Genomic DNA, 17,493 nt, shown 5'->3' with positions numbered 1-17,493 from the left:
CGCCGCCCGGTCCAGCCCGGCGGCGGTGCCCAGCGCCTCCAGCCGGGCGGGAACGTCCGCGGCCGCGTTGGCGTGGACAGTGCCGCAGCCGCCTTCGTGACCGGTGTTCAGCGCTGCCAGCAGATGGACCACCTCGGCGCCGCGCACCTCGCCCACGACCAGCCGGTCCGGTCGCATCCGCAGCGCCTGCCGCACCAGGTCCTCGAGGGTGACGAGACCCGCGCCCTCCTGGTTGGCGGGTCTGCTCTCCAGGCGGACGACGTGCGGATGGTCGGGGCGCAGCTCGGCCGAGTCCTCGGCGAGGACGATCCGCTCTCCCGGCCCGACCAGGCCTAGCAGCGCGCTGAGCAGCGTGGTCTTGCCGCTGCCGGTGCCACCGCTGATGAGGAAGGACAGCCGCGCCTGCACCAGCGCCCGCAGCACGCGGTCCCCGCCCGGCGGAACCGTGCCCGCCGACACCAGTTCGCCGAGTGTGAACGCGCGCGGCCGTACGACGCGCAGGGACAGGCAGGTGCAGCCGACGGCGACCGGGGGCAGCACCGCGTGCAGCCGGGTGCCGTCTGGCAGGCGGGCGTCGACCCACGGCCGGGCGTCGTCCAGCCGCCGTCCGGCCACCGCGGCCAGGCGTTGAGCGAGGCGTCGTACGGCCGCCGCGTCGGGGAAGGCGACGGCGGCCCGCTCCAGTCCGCCGCCACGGTCGACCCAGACCCGGTCAGGGGCCGACACCAGGACGTCGGTCACCGAAGGGTCGGCGAGCAGCGGCTCCAACGGGCCGCTGCCGATCAGCTCGGACCGCAACCGCTCGGCTGCCCCGAGCACCTCCTCGTCCCCGAGCACCCGGCCCTGCTCCCGAAGCGCCTGCGCCACGCGAGCGGGCGTCGGCTCGGCCCCGCTCTCGGCCAGCCACTGCCGCACACGGTCCAGCAACTGTGGGGGCATCTCGGGATCACCCAGCCCATGGCCGTACCCGAGCCCGCCGGCAGGCTCGAGCCGGTCATCACGCCCGCGTCCGCCGGGCCGCCCACCGCCGTCCACCAGCCCGAGCCCATCCCCGCGCCCGACCACGCCGGCACCTCCGGACCCGCCCGCCGACACGCCCCTCTCCCCAGTCCTTCGCCACCGCTGCTCGCCCGCCGGCCTCATGCGGCACCCGCCTCGACAAGGGCCCGCTCCCAGAAGGCCGTACAGAAGCGGGCCAGCGGTCCGCGCGCGTTCCCGCCGGGCGGGGTTCTGCCCTCGCCGGGCCGCCGCAGCCCGGACTCCACGGGAACCTCGCCCACCAGTGGCAGCCCGAGCAGCCGGGCCAGCTCGCGGTCGTCGAGGCCGGGCGCGTAGGGCCCCCGTACCACCACGCGCAGGTCGCGCAGGACCATGCCGACCGCTGAGGCCACGCGTGCGGCGGCGGCAACGGCTCGCAGTTCGGCGGGGACCACGAGCAACCCGACGTCGATCTGGGCCAGGGCCTCGGCGACCCCCTCGTCGACGCGGCGGGGTAGGTCGACCACCACGGCGCCGCCGCGCCGCCGGGCGGCGGCCAGCACCGCCCGGACGGCCTGCGCCGGGATGGCGACACAGTCGCCGCGGTCCCAGCTGAGCACCCGCAACGAGTGCAGCTCCGGCAGCGACTCCTCCAGGGCGCCGCCGCCGACCCGCCCGCGCGAGGCGGCGAACGCCGGCCAGCGCAGCCCCTCGGCAGCCTCCCCGCCGAGCAGTACGTCGAGCCCGCCGCCCAGCGGATCGGCGTCCACGAGGAGGGTGCGCAGGCCCTCCCTCGCCGAGGTGACGGCGAGCGCACAGGCGAGCGTGGACGCGCCGGCTCCGCCCCGGCCGCCGATGACGCCGACGGTGAGCGCGGGCCGGCCGACGCCCTCCGCGACGTCGGCGATCCGGTCGACCAGCCACTGCTCGCCGTCGGGCAGCACCAGCACATGGTCGGCGCCGATCTCGACGGCACGCCGCCAGACCCCGGAGTCGTCCTGATCGCGACCGACCAGCACCACTCCGCGCCTGCGCGCGGCCCCGCGCAACCGCCGGGCGGCGTCGTCGCCCACCAGCACCAGAGGCGCGGCCTCCCAGCTGCCTCTGCGCTCGGGCACCCCGTGATGGACCTCGGGTGTGGCGCCCGCCGCCGCGCACAGGCGCAGCAGGTCGTCGAGGAGTTCGGCGTCCTCGGTGACGATCAGCGGTCCGCCCTGCCGTCCTCCGGTGTCGGGCGGCGGATCGTGTGTGACGGTTCCGGCCACGGGTCACTCCCCCTTCGCTGCATCACTCGGGCGGCCCCTGCGGCCGCGCGAATCCCAAACATGTGAAGAACCGGCAACCGGCCTTCATATGGACGGCCGATACGAACCGGCCATACGCGCCCGACAAACGGAACCGGCCATGAACTCGCCGCGAGCGGTGCGCGCAGGAATCACGGTGCAGCGAACCCGGGAAATGATGTGGATCTTGGTCGAAATCTGTGGACAACTCTGCCGTTGTGAAAATGGCCGTCACCCAAACCGGCGACCCGTGTGCCGGCTCTCGTACGACTTCCGCAGCGCAGCCCTGTGACTACTCAACGTGACCGATCATGAGTACGCCTGCGAAAGCCGCTCAGTACCGCCGATGCGGCACCACAACCGCGTACAGAAGAGGAGAACCCACCCGGACATGCGACGACCCCCGCCGGGGGGGAGAGCGGGGGTCGTCTCCACGGCCGACTCGGGGGGGGAGGAGTCGGACCGGGTTAGCACGGTCGCGAACGATCCGTGACTTCCATGGTGTACCCGAGAGCCCTCTCAGGCAAACCCACGCGCCCACCTTACGCCGAATGGGCTGCCCCTATGCTCAAGGACGTGGAAAACCACTCCTTGCCCCGCACAGCGGCCTTCTTTGATCTGGACAAGACGGTCATTGCGAAGTCGAGCACGCTCACGTTCAGCAAGTCGTTCTACCAAGGCGGGCTGATCAACCGCAGGGCCGTCTTGCGGACCGCATACGCCCAGTTCGTCTTCCTCGCCGGGGGCGCCGATCACGACCAGATGGAGCGCATGCGCCAGTACCTGTCCGCACTGTGCCGCGGCTGGAACGTGCGGCAGGTCAAGGAGATCGTCGCCGAGACGCTCCACGACCTGATCGACCCGATCATCTACGACGAGGCCGCCTCGCTCATCGAGGAGCACCACTCCGCCGGACGGGACGTCGTCATCGTCTCCACATCGGGGGCGGAGGTGGTCGAGCCGATCGGCGAGCTGCTGGGCGCCGACCGGGTGGTGGCCACCCGGATGGTGGTGGGCGAGGACGGCTGCTTCACCGGCGAGGTGGAGTACTACGCCTACGGCCCGACGAAGGCGGAGGCGGTGCGCGAGCTGGCCGCGTCCGAGGGTTACGACCTCGATCGCTGCTACGCCTACAGCGACTCGGTCACCGACCTGCCGATGCTGGAGTCGGTGGGGAACCCGCACGCCGTGAACCCGGACCGCGCACTGCGCCGGGAGGCCGTCGCGCGTGGGTGGCCGATTCTGGACTTCCACCGCCCGGTACGGCTCAAGCAGAGGCTGCCCGGGTTCTCCGTGCCGCCGCGTCCGGCCCTGGTCGCGGCGGCGGCCGTAGGAGCGGCGGCGGCCACCGCGGGGCTCGTGTGGTACGCGAGCCGGCGCCGGGGCACGGTCACCTGAGCCTGCGCCTGTCCGCGTGGTCGGCCGCCGGCCGGGCCGGTCACCGGCCGCTTGGTCGTCGGGCCGGTCGTCCACTTGGTCGCCGGGAGGCCGCATTCGAGACCCCGGCGCCCGTTTAAGTGCCGTTTGAACCTAAAAGTAAAGAAGTGCAGCCAGGGGTTCCGCTTGCTCCCCGCTTGCAGTACAAAGGATTCAGCGGCCCGCGAGACCAAAGGACATCCGAAAGGATCACCTTTAAAACGCATTTGGCCCCACGGACCCAGCATGAACACCGGGCACCCACGCGACGTCGACCCGTCGATTACGGGCCAGCCGCACCAGGTGACGGGCGAAGATCCCGACCTGATGGGCGACACATCGAGGACGCTTGGTAACTCGGTGCTCATGCCAGCGGCGGTACGAGATCTCGTACCGCCGCAACCCTGTGTACGGGCCGGTCGCTTCCCGCCGCCCCGTGTCCTGGCGGATCGTTTCCCGCCGCTCTGTTCAGGGCCGAACGTTTCCCGTGGCCTGGCGTCCGGGCCCGTTGCCTACGAGGCGGCCGTCATGCCGCGCCGCGCTGCAGCGCCTCGCACACCGCCGTAGACTCACGCACACCCAGCTCGACCGCCTTGGCGCAGTGGGTGATCCAGGCCGCCATGCCGTCCGGGGTGCCGGAGACATAGCCGTCCAGGGCCGCCAGATAGGCCGCGCGGCCCAGTTCGGCGTGCCCGACCTCGGCCGGGCAGACCGACTTCGGATCCAGACCGCTGCCCACCAGGACGATGCGCTCGGCGGCACGCGCCACCAGGCCGTTGTGGGAGACGAACGGACGCAGCGCCAGCAGTTCGCCGTGCACGACGGCGGCGGTGACCAGGGCGGGCGCGGAGCTGCCCGCGACGATCAGCTCGGAAAGGCCCTCCAGCCGCCCGGAGACCTCGGCGGCGCTCGGCAGCGGCAGCTCGATCAGCGGCTCGTCGACGTGCTCGCCCTCCTGGCGCGGTCGCCCGACGGTGTCCTCCTTGCCGGCGGCGGCCACCAGGTGCAGCCGGGCCAGAACCCGGAGCGGCGACTGCCGCCAGATGGACAGCAGCTGACCGGCCTCGGCCGTCAGCCGCAGGGCAGCACCCAGCACGCGCGCCTCGTCGTCCCCGCTGAAGTCGGTACGCCGGCGCACCTCCTCCAGGGCCCAGTCCGCCCCCGACAGCGCCGCGGAGCCGCGCGCACCGCGCAGCGCTGCCTCGGAGGTGATCGCGTTGCTCCGGCGCCGCATGATCCGGTGCCCGTAGACCCGGTCCACGGCCTTGCGCACGGACTCCGCGGACTCGGCCACACCGGACAGCGCGCCCAGGGCCGCGAGCGGGTCGGCGGTCGCACCTTGCGTACTCATGGGTACGACCCTACGCACCCGAGCAGCCCGCTCCTCGAAGGAGTGGTCTTCTTCACGCAGGCTGACACATACAGCTACTTTGCCGCTACGCTTCGTGAACATGAAAATTGCTTTCGTCGGGAAGGGCGGCAGCGGCAAGACCACACTGTCCTCCCTGTTCATCCGCCATCTCGCGGCGGCCGGGGCGCCCGTCGTCGCGGTCGACGCCGACATCAACCAGCATCTGGGCGCAGCGCTGGGCATGGAGGAGGCCGAGGCGGCCACGCTGCCCGCGATGGGCGACCGGCTGACGCTGATCAAGGACTACCTGCGCGGCAGCAACCCCCGCATCGCCTCCGCCGAGACGATGATCAAGACGACCCCGCCCGGAGAGGGCTCGCGGCTGCTGCGGGTGGGCGAGGACAACCCGCTGTACGAAGCCTGCGCACGCGAGGTGGAACTCGACGGGGGCGCCGTCCGTTTGATGGTCACCGGCCCCTTCACGGACGCCGACCTGGGGGTCGCCTGCTATCACTCCAAGACGGGAGCGGTGGAGCTGTACCTGAACCACCTGGTGGACAGCCGCGACGAGTACGTCGTGGTGGACATGACCGCGGGTTCGGACTCCTTCGCCTCCGGCATGTTCACCCGCTTCGACATCACGTTCCTCGTCGCCGAGCCGACCCGGAAGGGGGTCTCCGTCTATCGCCAGTACAAGGAGTACGCCCGCGACTTCGGCGTCGTGCTGACGGTCGTCGGCAACAAGGTGCAGGGACAGGACGATCTCGACTTCCTGCGGGCCGAGGTCGGTGACGACCTGCTCGTGACCGTCGGGCACTCGGACTGGGTGCGCGCCATGGAGAAGGGCCGGCCGCCCCGGTTCGAGCTCCTGGAGGACGCCAACCGCCGCGCCCTGCGCACGCTCCGCGTCGCCGCCGACGCCACGTACGAACTGCGCGACTGGCCGCGCTACACCCAGCAGATGGTGCACTTCCACCTGAAGAACGCCGCCTCGTGGGGGAACGAGCGGACCGGGGCCGACCTGGCGGCGCAGATCGACCCCGCCTTCGTCCTCGGCGAGAGCGTCACCGCCCTCGCCTGACGACCTCGCCTAGGGCCTCGGCGCCCCGGGCGCGCCCTTGGGCGCAGGGGCCGGTTCGGCCGAGAGGAAGGACGCCCAGCCCCGCTCAGGGGCCTCGCCGACGTTCAGCGTGCGCAGTTCGGCAAGGGTCCGCGGGTTCTGGGCGTCCAGCCAGTCGACCAGCTGGTGGAAGGAGACGCAGCGCACCTCCGGCTTGTTGCATACCTCCTTCACGACGTCCTCGACGGCGCGCATATAGGTGCCGCCGTTCCAGGACTCGAAGTGGTTGCCGATGACGAGCGGGGCGCGGTTGCCGTCATATGCCCTGTAGAAGCCCTTGAGCAGGCCGTCGCGCATCTGGTCGCCCCAGTAGGCGAACTTGTCGGGATCGCCCTGGGTCTTCGTGCCCGACTGGTTGACCATGAAGTTGTAGTCCATGGTCAGCTGCTCGAAGGTGTGTCCGGGGAAGGGCACCAGCTGCATGGACAGGTCCCACAGACCGTCCCTCTTCTTCGGCCACACCTGGTTGCCGACGCCGCTGCTGTCGTAGCGGAAGCCGAGCTGGCTCGCCGCCTTCACGAAGTTCTTCTGGCCCTCCAGGCAGGGGGTGCGAGCGCCGATGAGCTCCTTGTCGTAGTCGAAGGGGAGAGGGGAGAGGTTCCTCAGGCCGCTGTTGGTCTTCCAGGTCTTCACGAACTCCTTGGCCTGGGCGATCTCGCTCTTCCACTCGGCGACCGACCACTGGCCGACCCCGCCGTTCGGGCCGCAGAAGTGGCCGTTGAAGTGAGTGCCGATCTCGTGCCCCTCCAGCCACGCCAGGCGCACCTGCCGTGCGGTGTCGGCGACGCCCTGCTCGGTGTTGAAGCCGATCTCCGAGCTGCCCGGCACATGCTGCGGCGGGTTGTACAGTTCGCGCTTGCCCTTGGGCAGCATGTAGAGACCGCTGAGGAAGAACGTCATCTTCGCGTTGTTGGCCTCGGCCACCTTGCGGAAGTGGGAGAACAGTTTCTGGCTGTCCTCACCCGCGCCGTCCCAGGAGAACACGACGAACTGCGGGGGTTTCTCACCGGCCCGCAGCCGCTCCGGCCGGGGAAAGTGCGGCTGGGTCCCGGTGTACGCGGTGGATCCGTCTCCGATCAGGCGGACGATGCTCCGGGGCGGCTGCTGCGCGGGCCCGGGCGCGCCGTGCGCGCCCTGTCCGGGAGTGTCGGTGCCGCTCGCGCAACCCGCGAGCGACGAGGCACAGGCCACGGCGGCGACGGCGCTCGCGGCGATCCTCTGGGTGGCGGCCATGTTTCGCCCACCTTCTTCCTTCTCTCGTCCGACGCCGAGGTGGCGTGTGCGGGTGACATGCCGACAGCGCCGCCAAGGTCGCACGGGGTCGAGAAGGAATTAGTACGACAAGCCGCTAAAAGGCTGAGTTCACTCGTCAAGACGACTGACTGCCCCATTTGCTTCGGAAATCCAGGCTTGGACTTTACGCCGCATTACGATTGCTTTACTCGGTCTTGAATCAGCTGATCCGGAGGAGACCAGACACATGTCAGCCTGCGTCCCCACCCACGCAGCCGACTCCGCTCGGCCCCAGCACTCCCACCCGCCGCACAGTCCGCCACCGCGGCGCCGCCTCCGCCTCGGGGGCGCCGATCTGTCGGCCGCCGTCGCGGTCTTCCTGATCGCCCTGCCGCTGTCCCTCGGAATCGCCCTCGCCACCGGCGCCCCGCTCCAGGCGGGCCTGGTGGCCGCCGCCGTGGGCGGACTGGTCGCCGGACGGCTCGGTGGATCCCCGCTGCAGGTCAGCGGACCTGCCGCCGGACTCACGGTGGTCACCGCCGACCTGATCCACCGTTACGGATGGCGCACGACCTGCGCCATCACCGTTCTCGCCGGCCTCACCCAACTCGGCCTGGGCTGCCTGCGCGTGGCCCGCGGGGCGCTCGCCGTCAGCCCCGCCGTCGTACACGGCATGCTCGCCGGCATCGGCATGACCATCGCCGTCGCCCAGCTTCACATCGTCCTCGGCGGCAGCCCGCAGAGCTCCGTGCTCGCCAATCTCCGTGCGCTGCCCGCCCAGTTGGCCGACCTGGACCCGGCCGCACTCGCCGCGAGCGCGCTCACCCTGTCCCTGCTGCTGCTCTGGCCACGGCTGCCCGGACGGGCCGGGAGCCTTCTGCGCCGTATTCCGGCCGCCCTCGTCGCCGTCGCGGGCGCCACCGCTATCGCCTCCGCCGCCGGGCTGGTACTGCCCAGGGTCGCTCTGCCCTCCTGGCACAGCCACGCCCTTGCCGGGCTGCCCGAGGGGCCGGTGCTCGGACTGGCCGCCGCCGTCATCAGCACCACGCTGGTGTGCAGCGTGCAGTCACTGCTCGGCGCCGTCGCGGTCGACAAACTGGTGACCGGCCGATCCGGACCGGACGCCCGCGTCGGCCGCTCCGACCTGGACCGGGAACTGCTCGGCCAGGGCGCCGCCAACGTCGTCTCCGGCGCGCTCGGCGGACTGCCCATCGCGGGCGTCGCCGTCCGGAGTTCGGCGAATGTGCGCGCGGGTGCCGTGAGCCGGAACTCCACGATGCTGCACGGCGTTCTCGTAGTGGTTGCCGCGCTGCTGATGGTCCCGATCCTGGAGCTCATCCCGCTCGCCTCGCTCGCCGCCCTGGTGATGGCCGTCGGCATCCAGATGGTCTCTCTGCACCACATCCGCACGGTGACCCGCCACCGAGAGGTGCTGGTCTACGCCGTCACCACCCTCGGCGTGGTGACCTTCGGCGTACTCGAGGGCGTGGCCCTCGGGATCGCCGCGGCCGTCGCCGTCGCCCTGCACCGCCTCACCCACACGCGCATCACGCACGACGAGCAGGAAGGAGTCCATTACGTACACGTACGAGGGCAGTTGACGTTTCTCGCGGTGCCTCGGCTGAGCCGGGCCCTGCACCTCGTGCCCCAAGGGACCCGCGTCGTTGTCGGGTTGGACGGCTCGTTCATGGACCACGCCGCGTACGAGTCACTGCAGGACTGGCAGCGTACGCACAGGGCGCAGGGCGGCTCCGTCGAGCTCACCGGCCGCCGCGTCGCAGTCCGCATCGCCGAGCCGGCCGAGCCCGCAGGGTCCCCGGGCTGCCACTGCCGGCCCTGGACGCCCTGGCGCAACCACCAGTGCGAGGGCGGCCCGCGGACAGTGCAGGCATCGGGCGGGAGCGGACCACGGACGGTGCCGGCAACCGGCGAGGATGCGTACCCGGGATCGGCACAGGCACTGGCGCAGGCCCCGCTCCCAGACGCGGGCACGGGCGTGAGAACGAGCACGGGCACGGGCCCGGACACGATCGTCGGCACAGACACGGACACGGGCGCTTCCGAGACCATCGGGGCGGCCTCCGGCTCCGGTCCGAGCAGGAGGCAACTGGCCCGCGGTATCAGCATGTTCCAGCGGGCCGTCGCACCACACGTGCGGGACGAGCTGGCGCGGCTGGCCCGAGAAGGGCAGCAGCCTTCCCAGCTCTTCCTCACCTGTGCCGACTCCCGGCTGGTCACATCGATGATCACCTCCAGCGGCCCCGGGGACCTCTTCGTCGTCCGGAACGTGGGCAATCTCGTGCCGCCGCCCGGGGAGGACAGCGGTGACGACTCGGTGGCGGCCGGCATCGAGTACGCGGTGGATGTGCTCGGAGTGCGCTCCATCACGGTGTGCGGCCACTCCGGGTGCGGGGCGATGCAGGCACTGCTCGCGCCCCGCACCCGTTCCGATCCCGGTTCCAGCCCGAATCCCGGCCCCGGCTCCGCCCACGGGTCCAGCCCCGGTTCCAGTTCCAGACCGGATACCGCCCCCCGCCCCAGCCCGAATTCAGGCACCAGCCGGGATTGCGGCTCCGGCACCAGCCCGAATTCCCCGGCCGGCGCGGGGAACGCGCGGACGCCGCTCGGGCGATGGCTGCGGCACGGGCTCCCGAGTCTGGAGCGAATGGCCGACGCCGGCCGCCCGGTGCCCTGGACGGCCGAGGGCCGGCCCGCCGCCGCGGTCGAACGACTGTGCCTGACCAATGTCGTCCAGCAGCTGGAGCACCTGCGCGCCCACGAGTCGGTGGCCCGGGCGCTGCGGGAGGGCACGCTGGAGCTGCACGGGATGTACTTCCACGTGGCCGAGGCGCAGGCGTACCTGCTGACGGGGACGGGCGGGAACGAGGTGTTCGTCCGCGTGGAGGCGACGGAGGATCTGCCCAGCCCGGCGTGACTGCCGACGCGACCGAGGTGGGCAGGGCGCTCCGGGCTGCCGCGAGTCCCGTACCCGGTCTCCGGGCGACACGCTCCCACAGGCTCGGCGCGCACGCGGCCTCCCCGCGCTCCCCGGGGGGCCATGCCGAGCTGAACCTGGACGGCCCGCCATCCGTGGGAACGGATGACACCGGCCCCGGTGTGAGCAGCTCGAGCAGCGCCCACGAGGCCCCGGATTCCCACAACAGGTCTAAACCAATTTCCCGTCGGCCCTTGTCAGCGGGCCCCCGGGTCTGATGAGCTGTGGCCTGGGACACAACGGACACCCTGGGAAAGGGAGATGTCGTGAGCAACGAAAGCCTGGCCAACCTTCTGAAGGAGGAGCGACGCTTCGCGCCGCCCGCTGACCTGGCCGCGGGAGCCAATGTCACGGCCGAGGCGTACGAACAGGCCAAGGCTGACAGGCTCGGCTTCTGGGCCGAGCAGGCCCGTCGGCTGACCTGGGCCAAGGAGCCGACCGAGACCCTCGACTGGTCGAACCCGCCGTTCGCCAAGTGGTTCAAGGACGGCACGCTCAACGTGGCGTACAACTGCGTGGACCGGCACGTGGAGGCCGGGAACGGCGACCGCGTCGCGATCCACTTCGAGGGCGAGCCCGGCGACAGCCGGGCCATCACCTACGCCGAGCTCAAGGACGAGGTGTCCAGGGCCGCGAACGCCCTGCTGGAACTGGGCGTCCAGAAGGGCGACCGGGTCGCGATCTACATGCCGATGATCCCGGAGACGGCGATCGCCATGCTGGCCTGCGCCCGCATCGGTGCCGCGCACTCCGTCGTCTTCGGCGGCTTCTCCGCCGACGCGCTCGCCACCCGTATCCAGGACGCCGACGCCAAGGTCGTGATCACGGCTGACGGCGGCTACCGGCGCGGCAAGCCGTCCGCGCTCAAGCCGGCCGTCGACGAGGCGATCGGGCGCGTGGACAACGTCCGCAACGTGCTCGTGGTCCGGCGCACCGGCCAGGAGGTCGCCTGGGACGACAGCCGCGACCTGTGGTGGCATGAGGTCGTCGGCCGCCAGTCGGCGGAGCACACCCCGGAGGCGTTCGAGGCCGAGCACCCGCTGTTCATCCTCTACACCTCGGGCACCACGGGTAAGCCCAAGGGCATCCTGCACACCTCCGGCGGCTACCTCACGCAGGTGGCGTACACGCACTGGGCCGTCTTCGACCTCAAGCCGGAGACGGACGTGTACTGGTGCACGGCCGACGTCGGCTGGGTCACCGGCCACTCCTACATCGTGTACGGGCCGCTGGCCAACGGCGGCACGCAGGTGATGTACGAGGGCACTCCCGACACCCCGCACCAGGGCCGTTTCTGGGAGATCGTGCAGAAGTACAAGGTCACCATCCTGTACACGGCGCCCACCGCGATCCGCACGTTCATGAAGTGGGGCGACGACATCCCCGCGAAGTTCGACCTGTCCTCCCTGCGCGTGCTCGGCTCGGTGGGCGAGCCGATCAACCCCGAGGCGTGGATCTGGTACCGCAAGAACATCGGCGCGGACCGGACCCCGGTCGTCGACACCTGGTGGCAGACGGAGACCGGCGGCATCATGATCTCCCCGCTGCCCGGTGTGACCGAGGCCAAGCCCGGCTCCGCCCAGCGCCCGCTGCCCGGCATCAGCGCGACCGTCGTCGACGACGAGGCGAACGAGGTGCCCAACGGCGGCGGTGGCTACCTGGTGCTCACCGAGCCGTGGCCGTCGATGCTGCGCACCATCTGGGGCGACGACCAGCGCTTCATCGACACCTACTGGTCGCGCTTCGAGGACCGCTACTTCGCCGGTGACGGCGCCAAGAAGGACGACGACGGCGACATCTGGCTGCTCGGCCGCGTCGACGACGTCATGCTGGTCTCCGGCCACAACATCTCCACCACCGAGGTCGAGTCCGCGCTCGTCTCCCACCCCTCGGTCGCCGAGGCGGCCGTGGTCGGCGCGGCGGACGAGACGACCGGGCAGGCGATCGTCGCCTTCGTGATCCTGCGGGGCACGGCCGCCGAGACCGAGGACCTGGTCGCCGAGCTGCGCAACCACGTGGGCGCCACGCTCGGCCCGATCGCCAAGCCGAAGCGGATCCTGCCCGTGGCGGAGCTGCCCAAGACCCGCTCCGGGAAGATCATGCGGCGACTGCTGCGCGACGTCGCGGAGAACCGGCAGCTCGGCGACGTCACCACGCTGACGGACTCCGCCGTAATGGACCTCATCCAGGCGAAGCTGCCGGCAGCGCCCAACGAGGACTGAGCACGACCCGAAAGGGGCACCCGGCGGCCACGATGCGCGGGTGCCCCTTTTCGCAGCTCGAGAGTGTGCGTACGTGCGCGGCTCGAGGGGCGTACGGATCCCGTCCCGGGACATGTGCGACTCCCGCCGCACTTTAGGTAAAATAAGCAAAACGACAACAACGCAACAAGATCCTCAGGTGCGCCGGGAAGTCTGGTCGGCATGTAATCGCTCATGCCCCCGACCGGAGGTCCCCGTGGTCGCGCCCCGCACGAACCCCAGCCGCAAAGTCCTGGGACGCCTGTCCCTGCCCGAGCGGAACGTCGTCGCGGACGCGCTGCGCACCGAGACCGTCGGCGGTGTTCTGCTGCTCCTCGCCGCGGTCGCGGCTCTCCTGTGGGCGAACATCCCGGCCCTGCACACGAGCTACGAGAGCGTCGCCCACCACCAGGTGGGCCCCGCCGCCCTGGGCCTCCACCTGTCCGTCGCGCACTGGGCCGCGGACGGGCTGCTGGCGATCTTCTTCTTCGTCGCCGGGATCGAGCTCAAACGCGAGCTGGTCGCCGGGGACCTCAAGGACCCGAAAGCCGCGGCGTTGCCGGTGATCGCCGCGCTGTGCGGCATGGCCGCCCCCGCGGCCGTATACGCACTCACCAACCTCACCGGCGGCGGCTCACTCGGCGGCTGGGCGGTGCCGACCGCCACCGACATCGCCTTCGCCCTCGCCGTGCTCGCGGTCATCGGCACCTCGCTGCCCAGCGCCCTGCGCGCCTTCCTGCTCACCCTCGCCGTCGTCGACGACCTGTTCGCCATCCTGATCATCGCGGTCTTCTTCACCGACCGACTGAACTTCGCGGCCCTCGGCGGAGCCGCCGCCGGCCTGGTCGTCTTCTGGCTGCTGCTGCGCAAGGGCGTGCGCGGCTGGTACGTCTACGTGCCGCTCGGCCTGGTCATCTGGGGGCTGATGTACAACAGCGGCGTGCACGCCACCATCGCGGGCGTCGCGATGGGCCTGATGCTGCGCTGCACCACGCACGAGGGAGAGACCCGCTCCCCCGGCGAGCACATCGAGCACGTCCTGCGGCCCGTGTCGGCGGGCCTGGCCGTGCCGCTGTTCGCACTGTTCAGCGCGGGCGTCTCCGTCTCGGGCTCAGCCCTGGCGGACGTGCTCACCAAGCCCGAGACGCTCGGGGTCGTACTCGGTCTGGTCGTCGGCAAGGCGCTCGGCATCTTCGGCGGGACCTGGCTCACCGTCCGGTTCACCAGGGCATCGCTCAGCGAGGACCTGGCCTGGGCCGACGTGTTCGCCCTCGCCTCCCTCGCCGGCATCGGCTTCACCGTCTCGCTGCTCATCGGCGAGCTGGCCTTCACGGGCGACGCGGTGCTGACGGACGAGGTCAAGGCCTCCGTCCTCGTCGGCTCCCTGATCGCGGCGACGCTGGCCACGGTCCTGCTGAAGATACGGAACGCCCGGTACCGGCGGCTGTACGAGGCGGAGGAGCGGGACGAGGACCTCGACGGCATCCCGGACGTGTACGAGCAGGACGACCCGGCCTACCACCTTCGCATGGCGGACATCTTCGAGCGGAAGGCCGCCGAACACCGCCGGCTCGCCGAGCTCAAGGCGGCCGAACGAGCAGAGCGGCTTGCCGAAGTGCCGGGCGGGGCAAGCGAGGAGAACGACAGTCCGGCATGATCTGACGGGACGGTACAAAAGCAGCACCGTTCCCAGTCAGGCAGGAGAGGGAGATTGCGATGAGCGCACCCGACGGCAGCCCGGTCGGCGCCGAACGCAGCATCGGCCAGCTGTTCGCCTCGGCGACGACCGAAATGTCGGCGCTGGTGCATGACGAGATCGCACTGGCCAAGGCCCAGCTGAAGCAGGACGTCAAGCGCGGCGCCATGAGCGGCGGTGCGCTCTCGGCGGCCGGCGTGGTCCTGGTGTTCTCGCTGCCGATGCTCAACTTCGCCCTTGCGTACGGCATTCGGACGTGGAGCGGCTGGAACATGGCGGTCTGCTTCCTGTTGTCCTTCGCGGCCAACGTCCTCGTGGCGGGCCTCCTCGCGCTGATCGGCATGGTGTTCGCGAAGAAGGCCAAGAAGAGCAAGGGCCCGCAGAAGGTCGCCGCGTCGATGAAGCAGACGGCCGGCGTCCTGCAGAAGGCCAAGCCGCACCCGCGCCCGCAGACCCCCGCTCTGGAGGACCGGACGCCCGAGGCCATCGAGGCTGTGGCACGCTCGTCCTCATGACGGACCCCGCCACCCCTTCGGCGCAATCGACCTCGGTCGTACGGATCGACGTTCCCGGCGACCGGAAGGTGACGCACCGGGACGTCGCCGCCAACGGCGCCCGCTTCCACATCGCCGAGCTCGGCGACGGACCGCTGGTGCTGCTGCTGCACGGCTTCCCGCAGTTCTGGTGGACCTGGCGGCACCAGCTGGTCGCCCTGGCCGACGCGGGCTTCCGGGCCGTGGCGATGGACCTGCGGGGCGTGGGCGGCAGCGACCGCACGCCCCGCGGCTACGACCCGGCCAACCTCGCCCTCGACATCACCGGCGTGGTCCGCTCCCTCGGTGAACCGGACGCGGCCCTGGTCGGCCACGACCTCGGCGGCTACCTGGCGTGGACGGCGGCGGTGATGCGCCCCAAGCTGGTCCGGCGCCTGGCAGTCGTCTCCATGCCGCACCCACGGCGCTGGCGCTCGGCGATGCTGGCGGACGTCCGGCAGACGGCGGCGAGCTCCTACATCTGGGGGTTCCAGCGGCCCTGGATCCCCGAGCGGCAGCTCACCGCCGACGACGGCGCGCTGGTGGCCCGTCTGGTACGGGACTGGTCGGGGCCGCGGCTGCCGGACGACGAGGCGGTGGAGACGTACCGCCGGGCCATGTGCATCCCCTCGACGGCGCACTGCTCCATCGAGCCGTACCGCTGGCTGGTGCGCTCGCTGGCCCGCCCCGACGGCATCCAGTTCTACCGCCGCATGAAGCGCCCCGTGCGCGTGCCGACGCTGCACCTGCACGGCTCCCTGGACCCGGTGCAGCGCACCCGCAGCGCGGCCGGCTCCGGTGAGTACGTCGAGGCCCCGTACCGCTGGCGCCTGTTCGACGGCCTGGGTCACTTCCCGCACGAGGAGGACCCCATGGCGTTCTCCGCCGAACTGGTCAACTGGCTGAAGGATCCCGAGCCCGACCGGTGAGGCGCCGCGAGACGCGGTTCGGTCGGTGACGTCGCGTGAGGTGTCCGGGCCGGTCGGTGACGCCGCACGGGATGCCGGGCGGCGTCGGTGACTGATTTCGATGCGCCCGGTATCCGAACGTGAACACCTGTCCTTCGAACGGCCAATTGCCTCGCGCATAGGCCAATTGGTGCGCCCGCGAGAGGTTATCGACCTTCAGGCAGGGGCAGAAGCGCCAGTATGGGCTGGACGCACGACTACAGTGACGTAGCACGCACGCGCCGTTCGGCGAGCGGTCCGGGGTCCCTCCACGAGGACGCCCGGCAACTGACGGGTACGGACCCACGAGTGGGCATTCCACGCATTCTCCGCCGCCGGGCCCGCTGGGTCTCGGTACGCCTTCGTCACCCGCGCGGCTGACCAACCACCGGCCGCAGGCCCCCTCTTCGGGCTACATCGCGCAGCTGTCGCTGTCCACCTGCTGGTTCGCGGCACGGCCCTTGGCGATGTCCTGCTGGATCTCGTCCGCCGTGAGCGCGTAGCCGGTGTCGGCGTCGTCGAGGGACTTGGCGAACACCACGCCGTACACCCTGCCGTCGGTGGTGAGCAGCGGGCCGCCCGAGTTGCCCTGGCGGATGGTCGCGTAGAGCGAGTAGACGTCGCGACTGACGTTGCCGCGGTGGTAGATGTCCGGGCCGTTGGCCGTGATGCGCCCGCGCACGCGCGCGGCTCGGACGTCGTACGAGCCGTTCTCCGGGAAGCCGGCGACGATCGCGCCGTCGCCGCTGTGCGCGTCCTCGTCGGTGAACCGCAGAGCGGGCGCCTTCAGGTCCGGCACGTCGAGTACGGCGATGTCGCGGTGCCAGTCGTACAGGACGACCTTCGCGTCGTACTTCCGGCCCGTGCCGCCTATCTGGACGGTGGGTTCGTCGACGCCGCCGACGACGTGCGCGTTGGTCATGACGCGACGGTCGCCGAAGACGAAGCCGCTGCCCTCCAGGACCTTGCCGCAGCTGTGCGCGGTGCCCATGACCTTGACCACGGACCGCTTGGCGTGCGCGGCGACAGTGCTGTGCGTAAGGGCCGGGTCCGGGGGCCGCACCTCGGTGATGGGTTCGTCGGCGAACGGGCTGAAGACCTGCGGGAAGCCGTTCTGCGCGAGCGCCGAGGTGAAGTCGTCGAACCAGGTGTTGGCCTGCGCGGGCAGGACCTCGGATACCCCGATCAGCACCTTGGAGCTGCGTACCTCCTTGCCGACGGTCGGTATCGTCGTGCGGCCGATGAGCGAGCCGATCAGCCAGGCGACGAGCAGCAGGGCGGCGACGTTGACCAGGGCGCCGCCGGTCGCGTCCAGGGCACGGGCCGGGGACCAGGTGATGTGCACGCGCAGCTTGTTGCCGAGGTGGGTGGTCAGGGCCTGACCGACCGAGGCGCAGACGATGACGATGATGACGGCGACGACGGCCGCGGTGGTGCTGACCGGCGTGTTGTCCGTCAGGGCGTCCCAGATGACCGGGAGCACGTAGACGGCGACCAGGCCACCGCCCAGGAAGCCGATCACCGACAGGATGCCGACGACGAATCCCTGGCGATAACCCACGACCGCGAACCACACGGCGGCGACCAGCAGCAGGATGTCCAGCACGTTCACCGCGTCGAGCCTCGCCTCATCGTCTTCCGATCCCCACGTCCGGCCGGGGCCCGCCCCGCCGTTCAGCGGCACAGGACACGGCGTCCTCG

The 17,493-nt window shown here is 71.0% G+C and carries 13 protein-coding genes; 8 read left to right on the top strand and 5 right to left on the bottom strand.

The window, feature by feature from the left end; genetic code table 11:
• Together BZY54_RS24975 and ssd are read right to left on the bottom strand one after the other, a co-directional pair.
• Nucleotides 1-939 (bottom strand): TadA family conjugal transfer-associated ATPase (locus BZY54_RS24975; protein ID WP_086727576.1); only part of this gene is annotated, 939 nt, incomplete at its 3' end.
• Nucleotides 940-1,139: 200 nt separating this feature from the next.
• On the bottom strand, nt 1,140-2,243 hold the full coding sequence (gene ssd / locus BZY54_RS24970) for a septum site-determining protein Ssd (RefSeq protein WP_086727572.1): 1,104 nt from the start codon (nt 2,241-2,243) through the stop codon (nt 1,140-1,142).
• 582 nt (nt 2,244-2,825) lie between these two features.
• Between ssd and BZY54_RS24965 the strand changes: the two genes are divergently transcribed.
• Nucleotides 2,826-3,659: an HAD family hydrolase gene (locus BZY54_RS24965; protein ID WP_086727571.1), complete on the top strand. Its 834-nt coding sequence runs from the start codon at nt 2,826-2,828 to the stop codon at nt 3,657-3,659.
• Nucleotides 3,660-4,203: 544 nt separating this feature from the next.
• Here the strand turns inward: BZY54_RS24965 and BZY54_RS24960 are convergent.
• Entirely contained in the window at nt 4,204-5,028 is an 825-nt protein-coding gene (locus BZY54_RS24960) for a Fic family protein (RefSeq protein ID WP_086727570.1), read from the bottom strand.
• A gap of 100 nt (nt 5,029-5,128) precedes the next feature.
• Between BZY54_RS24960 and BZY54_RS24955 the strand changes: the two genes are divergently transcribed.
• Nucleotides 5,129-6,109 carry an ATP-binding protein gene (locus tag BZY54_RS24955; protein ID WP_086727569.1) on the top strand — a complete coding sequence of 327 codons (981 nt, stop codon included), beginning with the start codon at nt 5,129-5,131 and terminating at the stop codon, nt 6,107-6,109.
• A gap of 9 nt (nt 6,110-6,118) precedes the next feature.
• Here the strand turns inward: BZY54_RS24955 and BZY54_RS24950 are convergent, their stop codons facing one another.
• Nucleotides 6,119-7,381: a polysaccharide deacetylase family protein gene (locus BZY54_RS24950; RefSeq protein ID WP_086727568.1), complete on the bottom strand. Its 1,263-nt coding sequence runs from the start codon at nt 7,379-7,381 to the stop codon at nt 6,119-6,121.
• A 247-nt stretch (nt 7,382-7,628) separates the two neighbouring features.
• Here BZY54_RS24950 and BZY54_RS24945 point away from each other — a divergent pair, with 247 nt between their 5' ends.
• From BZY54_RS24945 to BZY54_RS53535, 6 genes are all read left to right on the top strand, one after another.
• Nucleotides 7,629-10,316, top strand: a complete 2,688-nt coding sequence (locus BZY54_RS24945) for a bifunctional SulP family inorganic anion transporter/carbonic anhydrase (RefSeq protein ID WP_086727567.1) — start codon at nt 7,629-7,631, stop codon at nt 10,314-10,316.
• A gap of 326 nt (nt 10,317-10,642) precedes the next feature.
• A complete protein-coding gene (gene acs / locus BZY54_RS24940; RefSeq protein ID WP_086727566.1) occupies nt 10,643-12,598 on the top strand; it encodes an acetate--CoA ligase in 1,956 nt (651 codons plus the stop codon).
• A 235-nt stretch (nt 12,599-12,833) separates the two neighbouring features.
• Nucleotides 12,834-14,273, top strand: coding sequence for a Na+/H+ antiporter NhaA (nhaA, locus tag BZY54_RS24935; protein ID WP_208640750.1), 1,440 nt, complete (start codon nt 12,834-12,836; stop codon nt 14,271-14,273).
• Nucleotides 14,274-14,332: 59 nt separating this feature from the next.
• The gene (locus tag BZY54_RS24930) at nt 14,333-14,827 is read left to right on the top strand and encodes a phage holin family protein (protein WP_086727564.1); all 495 of its coding nucleotides are present in this window, start codon (nt 14,333-14,335) and stop codon (nt 14,825-14,827) included.
• Nucleotides 14,824-15,774, top strand: coding sequence for an alpha/beta fold hydrolase (locus tag BZY54_RS24925; RefSeq protein ID WP_086727563.1), 951 nt, complete (start codon nt 14,824-14,826; stop codon nt 15,772-15,774). Before BZY54_RS24930 ends, BZY54_RS24925 begins: the two co-directional genes overlap by 4 nt.
• 219 nt (nt 15,775-15,993) lie before the next feature.
• Nucleotides 15,994-16,173 (top strand): hypothetical protein, encoded by a 180-nt coding sequence (locus tag BZY54_RS53535; RefSeq protein WP_086727562.1) that lies wholly within the window; start codon nt 15,994-15,996, stop codon nt 16,171-16,173.
• A gap of 31 nt (nt 16,174-16,204) precedes the next feature.
• On the opposite strand, the gene BZY54_RS24915 is transcribed toward BZY54_RS53535, so the two are convergent.
• Nucleotides 16,205-17,404 carry a MarP family serine protease gene (locus tag BZY54_RS24915; RefSeq protein ID WP_086727575.1) on the bottom strand — a complete coding sequence of 400 codons (1,200 nt, stop codon included), beginning with the start codon at nt 17,402-17,404 and terminating at the stop codon, nt 16,205-16,207.
• Nucleotides 17,405-17,493: the final 89 nt, after the last annotated feature.

The organism is Streptomyces carpinensis (assembly GCF_002154505.1).
In the GTDB taxonomy this organism is placed as follows: Bacteria; Actinomycetota; Actinomycetes; order Streptomycetales; family Streptomycetaceae; genus Streptomyces; species Streptomyces carpinensis.
Note: the sequence above shows the minus strand (reverse complement) of the source record. Positions and strands in the feature narration are given on the sequence as shown.